This window comes from Veillonella sp. AF13-2 (assembly GCF_003603295.1).
In the GTDB taxonomy this organism is placed as follows: domain Bacteria; phylum Bacillota; class Negativicutes; order Veillonellales; family Veillonellaceae; genus Veillonella; species Veillonella parvula_E.
This window is the reverse complement of sequence record NZ_QTMT01000002.1, coordinates 344,840-357,401: the sequence shown is the minus strand read 5'-3', so window position 1 is coordinate 357,401 and position 12,562 is coordinate 344,840. Positions and strand designations below refer to the sequence as shown.

Genomic DNA, 12,562 nt, shown 5'->3' with positions numbered 1-12,562 from the left:
TATGCAACAGTTGTACAATTGGGTCATGTAATGGGAAGGAACTTTTACAAAATATAGCGTTATATACGCAAAAATGCTATAATTATATGATGAATTAGTATCAGTGTTAGTAAAATGAGGTGAGATTGTGGCAGACCAACAATGGTCCCACGGGAATATTCATCCCGTTCAGATTGATAAAGAAATGAAGAACGCGTACATCGATTATGCAATGTCCGTAATCGTTATGCGTGCGCTTCCAGATGTGCGCGATGGCTTGAAACCAGTACATCGTCGTATTTTGTATGCGATGCATGAAACAGGCATGACGCCAAATAAACCGTACAAGAAATCCGCTCGTATCGTCGGTGACGTACTTGGTAAGTATCATCCACATGGTGATAGTTCCGTTTATGACGCGACGGTTCGTTTGGCGCAGGACTTTAATACGCGCTACCTCTTGGTAGACGGTCACGGTAACTTCGGTTCCATCGACGGCGATAGTGCCGCTGCGATGCGTTATACCGAAGTACGTATGGCGAAGATTACAACAGAAATGCTTGCCGATATCGACAAGGAAACTGTTGATTTCATGCCGAACTATGATGAAAGCTTGCAAGAACCAACTGTATTGCCAGCGAAGATTCCTAATCTTCTCATCAATGGTTCCAGCGGTATCGCCGTAGGGATGGCAACAAATATTCCACCACATAATCTCAACGAGGTATGTAATGGTCTAGCGATGCTCATCGACAATCCGGATGTGACTGTAGATGAATTGATGACCGCTATTAAAGGTCCAGACTTCCCGACTGGTGCACTCATTCTGGGCCGAGAAGGCATCAAAAAAGCGTACTCCACAGGTCGTGGTAGCGTTAAAATGCGTGCTCGTGCAACCATCGAAGAGATGTCCAAGGGCAAGCATAAAATCGTAGTGACTGAGATTCCGTACCAAGTGAATAAGGCTCGCGTCATTGAAACCATTGCGAACTTGAGTCGTGATAAGGTCATCGATGGCATTACAGCACTTCGCGATGAATCTGACCGCCAAGGTATGCGCATCGTTATCGAATTGCGGGCTGACGTGCAACCAGACATCGTACTTAATAAATTATATAAACACACTCAACTTCAAGAAACATTCGGCGTGATTATGCTAGCTCTCGTAGATGGACATCCTCGCGTATTGAATTTGAAAGAAGTATTGGGTTACTACTTAGATCATCGTCTAGATGTTATCGTACGCCGCACTCAATTCGAGCTTAACAAAGCTGAAGCGCGTGCTCATATCTTGGAAGGCTTGTTGATTGCCCTCGACCACATCGATGAAGTAATCGCTACCATCCGCAGTTCCCAAACTGACGAAATTGCACGCAATGCATTAATGCAAAAATTCGGTCTTTCAGAGAAACAAGCGGTAGCCATCCTCGACATGCGTTTACGCCGTTTAACAGGTTTGGAACGCGAGAAAATCGAAGAGGAATACAAGGAATTATTGGCATTGATTGAAGATTTGAAAGCTATCTTGGCTAGCGAAGCGCGTCAACGTCAAATCATCAAAGACGAACTCGATGATATGAAGAAAAAATACGGCGATCCTCGTCGTTCTGAAATCACCATCGATACGTCTGACCTTGATGTAGAAGACCTCATCGCTGACGAAGAGATGGTTATTACCTTGACTAAACAAGGTTACATCAAACGCATGAACGCGAACGTATATCGCAACCAACATAAAGGCGGCGCTGGCGTTATCGGCATGAAGACGAAGGAAGATGATTATGTAACGCAAATTATGCATGTGCGGACCCATAATACATTGTTATTCTTCACATCTGCAGGCCGTGCATATCGCCTCAAGGCGTACGAAGTGCCGGAAGCAGGCTCTCGCAACTCTCGCGGTACCGCTATGGTTAACGTATTGCCACTCGCGGTAGGCGAATCCGTTACGACTATGATCGACCTTGAACGGGTTCATGAAGATGTAAATTTATTCATGGTCACTGAGTTCGGCGTTGTAAAACGTACGGCTATTGAAGAATACCGCAATATCCGTCGTTCTGGCCTCAATGCAATTAACCTCGACGAAGGCGATCGTTTGATTTCCGTTAATGTAACGACTGGCAACCAAGATATCTTGATTGGCACTAAGTTGGGTATCGCTATTCGCTTCAGCGAGCACGATGTGCGCCTCATGAAACGGGCGGCTCACGGCGTGCGCGGCATTAAATTGAATGCAGGCGACGTAGTTGTAGGCGCTGGTGTTCTTAATACTGATGAAAGTGAAGCACAAGTGTTTACTATCTCTGAAGAAGGTTTTGGTAAACGCAATGATGCGGAAGCTTATACATTGCAAAAACGCGGTGGTAAAGGCTCTAAGAACTTCAAGATTACGAACAAAACCGGCGATGTAGTAGCCGTAGAAGTTGTTCATAACGATGACGAAGTCATGCTTATTTCTGAGCAAGGCAAAATCATCCGCTTCAATATGAATGACATCGCTGTGAAGAAGGGCAAAGCTATTTCTGGTGTGAAAACACAAAACCTCGACGAAGGTGATAAGGTAGCTAGTATTGCTGTTATTCCAGGCGCTGAAATCGAAGAAGAAGTAGAATAATATAAAACACTATATAACTATTAAGTAACCATGGGCGACCATCTTAGATGGTCGCCTCTAGTGTTGAGGAGTTTAAAAATGAAAAAATGGTTAGCTGCTATGTTTGCAGCAGGGGTTTTCTTTGTAAGTGGCTTTGGTCAAGCTAGTGCTGCTGACTGGTACTATATCGATGCTGATGCTGACGATGCGGCATGGTTTATTGACAACTCTTCTGTATATAAGACAGATGATGCGGCTACAGTACTTGTTAAAATTAACAATGTAGAAGGCTTTACATATATCTACACAGTACGGATCGATCGCAAAGAAAAAACATGGACAGAACTTGATACAACAGTATATAGCAATGCTGGTATAGCATTGTTATCCAGTAAACAAGCACAAAAACCTACGAAAATTGAACCGGATACCATGGGAGCGGAAGTTATGCAGGCCCTATGGGGGAAATAATCCAACAATTTAATAGAAGCTGATATTCGCTCTGTCTATTTAGATATTCAGAACGTATAAGTAGCCCCGAACTATCCTGAAAGCCTCCATAGTGACCTAAGTCGTTTTCAGAATAGTTCGGGGCTTTCTATATTATTAGTACTCTTACAGAGCGAATATTCATATTCAATCGTGTCAGATTCATTTTTTTCATACAGAGAGAATATTCCAAGGTGAGTGTGTTTTTGTTTTAGGTAGGTGTGTTATTGAATAGATATGACAAAGAGGCTGTAATTAAAACTTAGTTTTAATTACAGCCTCTGGATTAGATTGTATTAACTATTATGATGGGAAAATTTAAATACTTCTTTTAAACTTATAATAACCAGAATTAGTGTAATTCCCCATCCAATTCGAGTTGCTAATAATAAATCATTTGACCAGATATTTAAGCAAGTTGCACCAATAGCTGAACCGATTGAAATCGCAACATTTTGCAGCATTCGTTGCAAAGCTCCTGTACTTCCTTGGATTTCCATAGGACTGGCTTGCATAATACTGGCAATATTAGCAGGTTGAAAGTATCCTCCACCAATACCGTAGATGAATAATCCTAATGTTAAGAGTTGATAAGGCCAGTTAGGATTGATCAGTAAGAGAAAAATCAAGGATATGATAATAATACTTAGACCAATATGGCTAAATAGCTTATTTTTATTGCCGTTATTGATTTTACTGGATATTCTTGAAAAAAGCACCAGCCCTGTAGGAGCTCCTAGAACAAGAAATCCAGTTTGCCCCACTTCTAGATGATATGATTGTTCAAAAATGAAGGGGGGAAGTAAAAAGATCATTGCAGAGGCAAAGCCAAAAGTAACTGTTTGAAAAAGGTAAGAGATTACTTGAGGATTATTTTTTAATCCTTTGATATCGATAAGTGCGTGTTTGTTCTTAAGTTCCACATAGTAAAATATAATTCCGAGCAACAAGCTAGATAGTATCAGGATTATACCAACTACAAATAGATGTGATTTGTTTAATAAAGATAATCCTAATAAGAGAGAAACTAACATGAGAGTGTTTATAGTAATTCCAAGCATATCTAATTGTCGGTTGTTGTTTTTTTCGGAGAGTTTATTGAGAAGGAAATTATTACATGCAATTCCGAGAATTACAAAAGGAATATTTATCAAAAAAATAAGTTGCCAGAAACTTAAAGAAAGTATAATCCCGCCTAAAGAAGGCCCTAGGATGGGGCCTAGACCAATCATAATTCCTAGAATACCAATAGAGCTATTTTTACGTTTTTCAGACACTAAAGTTGTAATTAGTGCGGCAGAAGTAGCTTGTAAAGCAGCGGCTCCTATGCCTTGAAAAATTCGTCCAATAATCAATAAATTGATATTGTTAATTAAGCCACAAAATAGAGAACTCAGACCAAAAAGCATGAATCCTAAATAAGAAATTTTTAATTTTCCAAATTTATCGCTTAATACGCCTAAAGGTAGGATAGAGATAGCTAAAGCTAAAGTATAACCAGTTATTGTGAAGGCTGCAATATCAGTTGAAGTTTGAAACTGTTCTTTTAAAAAGGGTAATGCTATATTGATAATTCCTGTATCAAGAGTGGATAATAACATTCCCATACCTGCAACAATTGTTATGAGTAAATCTTGCAATTGTTTATTCATAAAGATTTCTCCTTTTCTTTAAAACTATTAAGTATAATATAATAAGTCTAAAGTCTATAATCAAACGATTCAAAAAATATCGAATCGTTCAGGAGGATGTTTATGGCTATTAGAATTCGGTTTAGCGATTATGCTTTGAAAACAAATGAAACGTTGATACAAAGAATACAATTTGTGTATTCCCCTCTAAATGAACTTTTTAGAAGTTTACATGTTCTTCTAAATCCTCGCCATCATGGAACTAATATTGACTGGGTGATTGAGATACAAGATAAACTTACTGAAGAATTTTATGAGAATCTTCATTATTTCCAACTTTTTTATGAACTTGGGGTCTCTCCTATTTTGCTTTGTAATTTTCGCTCTCATATGACAACGATTGAAGAGGAAATACAAAATTTAAAGGAATTTCTTGCTAATTATTCAACTATTCGATTAATTGAGTATTTGGAGAGAATAGTAGATGATAGAGAAAATGCCTTTATTCCAACATTAGCTAAAGGACTAGAGTGGAAAGATTTTTCTTTAAATGAAAATGATCAATTGCTTAAAGATTTGAGACGAAATGCTACAAGTGTTTACAGGAGACTTTTTTCTTTTATTGATTGGTATAGAAAATCAATTTTTGATGATACTTGGAAAGAAAAATCAATTGAGCAAAAGCTTTTAATTGAAATACAAAAGCAATCTTCATTTTTGAGGGAAAAAGGTTTTATAGAGATGTTTAATCATTTACAAATTGATCGAATCCATTGGGAAAAAGATGCCTTATCCATTATTAAACCTTTTGACCAAGAGATTCATTTAAAGGATAGCGATTCTATTATGTTGTTACCAAGCTATTTTATTTGGCCACATCTGTTTGTTGAACCTTTTAATCAAGGAATTGCTATTACTTATGATATTATGGAGCAACCAAGTTACTATAACTCCACGCCGGAGGAATTAGTTACTATTTTTAAAGCTTTGAGTGATTCAGTGCGGCTACAAATTATGAACTATATTTTGGAGAAACCATGTACGACGCAGTCTTTAGCACAAATTTTATTAATGACTGATTCAAGTGTATCGAGACACTTACAAATTTTAAAAGATGCAAAGTTATTGAAAGCAAGAAAAGTGAAGAAGTTTGTTTTATATGAACCGACAGAGTTAGTTACTCAACTTATGCCAAATTTCTATCGCTTCTTTCGAAATTAAGAGAAGATGAATTATCATGTTGTGGGTTGATAGAGATAGTTTTCATATAACATTTAGTTTTCCCTTATATACTAATTTGTATATTTTTGTATTTTCTTTGAGAGGTATTAATATGAAAAAAACATTGGCAGCTGTTTTGGCAGCAGGTGCATTATTAATCGGCGGTATTGGTAGTGTTGATGCGGCTAATTGGTATACAGTAGGCACTGATAGTAATGGTGTTACTTGGTCTATCGACAATGATTCCGTTAAAAAAGATGATAAAAAAGCGGTAATGGACATTAAAGCTATGGACTACGAAGGTTACCACTACATCGTGACTGAAGAGTTCAATCATAAAAAACGGGAAGTTAAGGATCTTAAGGTGACTCTTTATAACCCACAAGGTTATGTTGTGAAAGAGGAACAAGTTAATAAAAATAGCCGTAAAGTTGAGCCAGGTACGCCTGCGTACGCTGTATTCCAACTTATTTGGGGCGGTAAATAATTGAATCCTATAGACAGTACACTGTTGATTAGTACAGGCTTGTCTAGATTGAATGATTTTGTGAAAGCTTCACTTGCGCACGTTCTTTAGAAGAACGTGCGTTTTTATGTACAATATAATTTTGTTTTAGTTCTTATAGTATTAACAATTAAGCCATTAGTTTTTATAGTGCTAATAAGTAAGTCACTTATTAAGGCACGTTAGTTAACGCCCTTAAGATAGATGAATTATTCATTATTCTATGTTAAAATGTGATTTACATTACACTTTTTTGGAGATTTTGTGCAAAAGTGTAACAATTCTACATAGTATAAACTTTCACCATAGCGTATACTATAGGTAAGATGCAGAAGTATGGCTTGGGCGCAGTGCTCCGTAGTTTGGCATATTTTGCCCCAATAGGTTTGGTAGTTATAGTTTGTTAGAGGAGGTCCTCATGTCTCAATACGAATTTATCGATAAACGCGTGCCGATTGCACTCGACAATCCATCCATTTATCACGACATTTCCAAGTGTAAAAACTGTACGTTATGCCGTCGCGCTTGTGCGGATGTAATGAGCGTTCTTGATTACTACGACCTTGATGCAAACGGCGATGTGCCTGTATGTATCCATTGCGGTCAATGTGCCGCAGCATGCCCATTCGATTCCATGCATGCTAAATCCGAGCTTGAAAAGGTAAAAGCAGCCCTTGCTGATCCTGAGAAAATCGTTGTTATCCAAACAGCTCCAGCAGTTCGTGTATCTATCGGTGAAGGCTTTGGTTATGAACCAGGTACATTCTTGGAAGGTAAAATGGTTGGTGCCTTGCGTAAACTTGGTGCAGACTATGTAGTAGATACTAACTTTGGTGCGGACTTAACCATTATGGAGGAAGCATCCGAGCTTGTAGAACGCCTTAAAAATGGAGGTCAAATTCCTCAGTTTACAAGCTGTTGCCCAGCGTGGGTACGCTTTGCGGAAATCTATTTCCCTGAATTGATTCCTAACTTGTCTTCCACACGTTCTTGTATCGCTATGGAAGCGGCTATGATTAAAACGTACTTTGCAGAGAAAAAAGGCATCGATCCTCGTAAGATTGTATCCGTATCTGTAAACCCTTGTACGGCTAAAAAAGCAGAAACGAAACGGGAAGAAGAAAATGCAGCGGCTCGTTACCACAATGACGAATCCCTTGGCATGGACACAGATATTTCTATCACAACTCGTGAGTTTATTCGTTGGATTCAAGAGGAACATATCGACTTCAACACAGTGGAAGAATCTCAATTTGATGACTTAATCGGTATGGAAACTGGTGCATCCATCATCTTCGGTAACACAGGTGGTGTTATGGAAGCGGCGATGCGTACGGCTTACAAGCTCATCACTGATAAAGAGCCACCTCCATACGCGTTGACTCATCTCGAAGACGTTCGCGGTATGGAAGGCGTAAAAGAGGCAACTGTTCAATTGGGTGATGACGTAACATTGTCCGTTGCCGTTGTTCATGGTGGTAAAAACACACGTGACTTCTTGAATGCATTGAAAGACAGCGGTAAACACTACGACTTCATCGAAGTTATGGCGTGCCCAGGTGGCTGTATTGGTGGCGGTGGCCAACCGCGCACTAAATTGCCGCAAGCCGTGAAAACTAAAGAAGCTCGTATCGGCGGTCTTTACGAAGCTGATGAAAACTACAAATGGGTTGCGTCCTATGAAAATGAAGAAATCCAAACCTTGTACAAAGATTTCTTAGGCGAACCATTGGGCCATAAGGCACACGAACTTTTACACACACACTATACAGACCGCAGCGCGGTTCTTGGTACTCGTAAAGACGTAACACCTGAAACATGTCCAACATCCCCTAAATTTAAAGGCTAATGATAGCCGATTGCTTAAATATGGTGCAAGTAAACATATAGTAGCGTTAGCTATTTAGGGTATAACAACATAAAATAGAAAATCCTACGGGTCATGAGTGACTTGATACTCACGTAGCCTTTGTTACAGTGCGGTCACTTTCTAAACGATCTGTAGGATTTTTTATATAATTATTCAAAATTCACATATTTTTACTGTATAACTTTATTATAATAATTCAGTATAAAAAAATTATTTTATTATGAGGAAAAGATGAATCATTTAGTGTATAATATAGAAATATACTGTACGGATCAAGAGGGGACTTATGGGTGTTGCATTGGGAGAGCAACATAGAAAGCCCATAATATTCATAATATTGCGTAAGCATTAAGGAGCTTTTAGGAGAGATGAACCAGTTTTTTCGGCGGGTCCTGAGTGGCCTCGCCTTACTAGTTGCTGTCGTTGGTACAACTGGATGCCAACATGAGAGTCAGGCAGAACAAGAAACGGTACGAACCGTATCGTACCGTGCCGTCCTGGAGTCCAACAAACCCGTGTCTGAAAAGGTGGACACTTGGATTGCGGCCATGTCTCAAGAGGATAAGGTGGGGCAGCTGATGATGATCAGCCTTCATGGTAGCACGATAGGACAATCCCAAAAGGATGTGATCCGAAAATACCGTGTCAGTGGCGTTATGCTAACGAATGAAAATCTTATTAATAAGAACCAAGTGAAAACTTTCACCAGCGATATTATGCAAACGGCGATAACCTCTAGCATGGTGACACCCTATATTGCGGTGCATCGTGATCGCATATTGCATGGGAATGAAAGTTTCTTGCGGTTGCCGAAGCCCAATCGATGGGGGCAATTGCCTATGGATCGTATCATTAATTTGGTCACGCGATCTGCTATTGAAATGCGGGATATGGGCTTTAACTTGGTTATTGGGCCTAATGCTAACCTTGGTGTACCGAATATGTCTTACACATCCGACCCCACGTAGGCAGGTCATATAAACCTTGCCATGGTGGAGCGTTACCAAATTAATCATATGTGGTCTGCTTATAACTACTTTCCGGCAGTGACCTTAGGGGATGCATCCTTTGGATCAGCTAATGAGGCGAAAGCGTATCTCAGCAATAATGATGTAGCCGTCTTTAAACGGCTTATTGCGCAGACGACGGCGAATAGCTATATGCTTGTGATGAGCCATATCCAGATTCCTGCTATCGATAACGAACACTTGGCGAGTTCCTCTAAGCCGATTATTGATGGTTGGCTTCGCAAGGAGCTCGGCTATAAAGGTATCGTTATGACGGATCGTATCGATGTGGGTGCGTTGCAATCCAATCAAAAGATAGGCGATTACGCTGTGGCCTCTATTTTGGCGGGCAGTGATCTCATTCTTGTTGATGCGGATACGATTCATATCGATGAAGTCCATCGTGCGCTGACGCAAGCGGTGGCGGATGGAACGATTACGACCGAGCGGCTTAACGAATCGGTTAAGCGCATCTTATTGATGAAAATGCAAACGCAAATGGATCCATAAGATATTTAGGAATATTAGATTTTGTAATTAGGAATTTACGAATTAGATATTTACAAGTTAGATATTTACTATTAAGAAACTTAGTATAAGAAAATTCGGTAACAATTTAATATACTTTATATGCAAATGACGTGCTATACCTCTCAGGTAGCACGTCATTTTTAAAATATATAGATTAAATTATACATATTAAACTATATAGATTAAAATCTATAGTTTAATATGTATAGCTTATAATGTATAACTTATATAACCACGCCTTATAGGATATGTTGATATCAAATGTATATGAAAATAAAGTAATCATAAGGCCTTTTATGATGATAAGGCAACATGTATCGCATAAAAGCTCTGATTTGATGCGTAAAAAAATTAACATAATAAAAAGCTATGTTAACTATATGAAAAAAAGTTTAATAATGATTTAAAATTATGATATAATAATTTCCGTAAATAGTTGGAGGTGAGTATATGAATTTTGTGGGACGTGCTGAAATTATAGAGCGTATCCAGTCCCGAATTGCAATGGGCCAAATGAGTTTATGTGTTGTATATGGTCCTCATCGCAGTGGTAAATCCTATGTGGCTTCGCAACTTGTACGCCGTCATAAGGCGATATATTTGGCGGGGCGCATGGCCAATGAATCAGTCCATGTGGCTGATATAAATAGAGCTCTTGAGGCACGTTTTGTTCCTGCTAATGCTCAAGATACATTCGAGCCTGTAGAGAGTTTGCAGCAGGCTTTTGTGAGACTTTTTGAAAGCAGTGTGAAAACACCTCAAACTGTGGTGATTGACGATTATCCATCCTTGGTGGAAGCAGTTCCTCAGTTTCCCATTCACTTGCGCGATTTATTAGATACCTATAAAGATACGAGTCGTTTGAACATCATTTTGATGGCGAACGGCATGGAACAACTCGATGGCCGCATCATTGGCGATCGCAGCCTTATCGGTCCTTTCGTGTCCGAATATCTCGAGGTGAAACCATTTTCCTTGGTTGATATGAAATCTTTGGGCCTTCACTATGCAAAGGATGATTTGCGCACCGTCTTTGCCGTAACCGGTGGGTTACCTGCCTATGTGCAATACTTTGATAATGGTGAAAGCATTGATACGAATATTATTAATTTGTTCTTCTCAGTAACGGGAGCTCTCTTTGAAGAAACACAATATATTTTGCATCGAGATATGAAAAATATAACCGGTGCCAATGCCATTTTAACGGGCCTTGCTAGCTTGGAAAGACCGTATTACGTGGAGCTTTTACAAGAAAGCCAAATTAAAAGTGGTACCTTTACATCTCGTTTGAACGATCTTATGTCTATGGGACTCGTGGGCCGCATTCAGGCAAGTAACCGTGGGAACGCGAAGTACGCGGATTACCATTTCACGAATAGTATGTTCCATTTCTGGTACCGCTATGTATATAAATACTGGGGCGATATCGTGCGCGGTTATGGCGCTGATGTATATTATAATCATGTAAAACCGCAGCTAAACGACTTTGTCCAAGCCGCGTGTATTGCGATTTAATCAGACAATCTCAGATTGAATACTACTACCTAAAGATTGAATACTATTACCCAATGATAGTATATATTTCCTCTTATAATGACACCACATTGCGTATGTGGTGTCATTTTTAGTAATTATCTATTTTCAGCAATTACCCTTTGAATCGCATGCTTATGGTGTACTATGGATGGAAACTAAGGCTCAAATATAACAGAATATAGGGAAATTCCAAGGAATTGCCAATTTGTCAAAACACTCTTTCCGCGGTATTGTGTACATAAGCGCTATGCCATGGCAGGAAAGGGGATTTATGTTATACACAAACGAAGAACCTTTAGTACAAAAAATATGTATTAAAACTGCAAACTTACAACATGACAACTATCAGTCAGAAACGTTAGAAACACAAGCATTACCATCTCATTCTTTACTATCGAAAGCTAATGAGTCTACGGAAAGTATTCCAGAGGAATTGAAATTACAGACCCTTGTCTGTGGTCATCAAGTTTTATCGTCCTTGTCGGACAAGAGCCTCGTGTCCATCTGTCAAAAGCCAAACATGAGGATTCAGACGGTAGGGTATCAGCCTTGGTCCGCTGACGAGCTTCGTCATGATGCGGCACAAATCGAGCTCTGTCGCAGGTATCGACCGCTCATCTTGCACTATACGAATCGCATGGGAAACCGCGAGTTCCGCGAGGACGTAGAGAGCTATCTTTGGGCCATCCTCATAGAATCGATTTATAGCTTTGATTTGAATGGGACCGTACCGTTCCCAGGCTTTGTGAAAGCTGGCATTATGTACGGTTACATGCGGTACTGGAAACGTGAGCGATTGCGTTATCGCCGTGAAATACACATCCCAGATCGCACCACTGATGATGGAGAAGTCGCCTTTGGCATGGATATCTTCGCATCTGGCGAGAATGTAGCGGATATGGTGATGAGTGCCGATGAAGAGCATAGGCTTCGTGCGCGTCTCGTGTGGGCCTTAGGTAGATTGTCTCCTGATCAACGAGACCTACTGCGCCGTGTCTACGGTGAGTGCCAAAGCTTGGTATCGGTTAGTGAAGAATTGAACTGTAGCCGCCAAGCCATCCAACGGCGCCACGAACGAGCCATTCGGAAGCTGCGCAGGTATTTGAGTACGGACTTTGAACACTTGTGTGTGCATTAGTTATTATAATTTAATTTCTTATTTATATCCTATATATTGCATATTTCTTTTAATCTCGA

8 protein-coding genes and 1 pseudogene are annotated in these 12,562 nt (G+C 39.7%); 8 read left to right on the top strand and 1 reads right to left on the bottom strand.

The features are described from left to right. Positions 1–127 precede the first annotated feature (127 nt). Together gyrA and DWV85_RS05500 are read left to right on the top strand one after the other, a co-directional pair. Positions 128–2,596, top strand: coding sequence for a DNA gyrase subunit A (gene gyrA, locus DWV85_RS05505; RefSeq protein WP_004698046.1), 2,469 nt, complete (start codon positions 128–130; stop codon positions 2,594–2,596). A gap of 78 nt (positions 2,597–2,674) precedes the next feature. Continuing rightward, complete coding sequence (locus DWV85_RS05500; RefSeq protein WP_123138234.1) at positions 2,675–3,046, top strand: hypothetical protein; 372 nt, start codon at positions 2,675–2,677, stop codon at positions 3,044–3,046. Between the two features lie 314 nt (positions 3,047–3,360). On the opposite strand, the gene DWV85_RS05495 is transcribed toward DWV85_RS05500, so the two are convergent. Continuing rightward, a complete protein-coding gene (locus DWV85_RS05495) occupies positions 3,361–4,716 on the bottom strand; it encodes an MFS transporter (RefSeq protein WP_123138233.1) in 1,356 nt (451 codons plus the stop codon). A gap of 102 nt (positions 4,717–4,818) precedes the next feature. Between DWV85_RS05495 and DWV85_RS05490 the strand changes: the two genes are divergently transcribed. From DWV85_RS05490 to DWV85_RS05465, 6 genes and pseudogenes are all read left to right on the top strand, one after another. Further along, a complete protein-coding gene (locus DWV85_RS05490) occupies positions 4,819–5,916 on the top strand; it encodes a metalloregulator ArsR/SmtB family transcription factor (RefSeq protein WP_123138232.1) in 1,098 nt (365 codons plus the stop codon). A gap of 112 nt (positions 5,917–6,028) precedes the next feature. Beyond that, positions 6,029–6,403 carry a hypothetical protein gene (locus tag DWV85_RS05485; RefSeq protein WP_004694437.1) on the top strand — a complete coding sequence of 125 codons (375 nt, stop codon included), beginning with the start codon at positions 6,029–6,031 and terminating at the stop codon, positions 6,401–6,403. A gap of 436 nt (positions 6,404–6,839) precedes the next feature. After that, entirely contained in the window at positions 6,840–8,270 is a 1,431-nt protein-coding gene (locus tag DWV85_RS05480; RefSeq protein ID WP_038125620.1) for a [FeFe] hydrogenase, group A, read from the top strand. Between the two features lie 389 nt (positions 8,271–8,659). Then, positions 8,660–9,808: pseudogene (locus tag DWV85_RS05475) on the top strand (glycoside hydrolase family 3 N-terminal domain-containing protein). 471 nt (positions 9,809–10,279) lie between these two features. Continuing rightward, complete coding sequence (locus DWV85_RS05470) at positions 10,280–11,344, top strand: ATP-binding protein (protein WP_123138231.1); 1,065 nt, start codon at positions 10,280–10,282, stop codon at positions 11,342–11,344. A gap of 292 nt (positions 11,345–11,636) precedes the next feature. Further along, complete coding sequence (locus DWV85_RS05465; RefSeq protein WP_123138230.1) at positions 11,637–12,503, top strand: sigma-70 family RNA polymerase sigma factor; 867 nt, start codon at positions 11,637–11,639, stop codon at positions 12,501–12,503. The last annotated feature ends 59 nt before the right edge of the window (positions 12,504–12,562 follow it).

Bases quoted from the DNA above. Each gene is read 5' to 3' on its own strand.
- DWV85_RS05470 (WP_123138231.1), top strand. From the start codon at position 10,280: ATGAATTTTGTGGGACGTGCTGAAATTATAGAGCGTATCCAGTCCCGA.
- DWV85_RS05500 (WP_123138234.1), top strand. From the start codon at position 2,675: ATGAAAAAATGGTTAGCTGCTATGTTTGCAGCAGGGGTTTTCTTTGTA.
- DWV85_RS05465 (WP_123138230.1), top strand. From the start codon at position 11,637: ATGTTATACACAAACGAAGAACCTTTAGTACAAAAAATATGTATTAAA.
- DWV85_RS05480 (WP_038125620.1), top strand. From the start codon at position 6,840: ATGTCTCAATACGAATTTATCGATAAACGCGTGCCGATTGCACTCGAC.
- DWV85_RS05495 (WP_123138233.1), bottom strand. From the start codon at position 4,716: ATGAATAAACAATTGCAAGATTTACTCATAACAATTGTTGCAGGTATG.
- DWV85_RS05490 (WP_123138232.1), top strand. From the start codon at position 4,819: ATGGCTATTAGAATTCGGTTTAGCGATTATGCTTTGAAAACAAATGAA.
- DWV85_RS05485 (WP_004694437.1), top strand. From the start codon at position 6,029: ATGAAAAAAACATTGGCAGCTGTTTTGGCAGCAGGTGCATTATTAATC.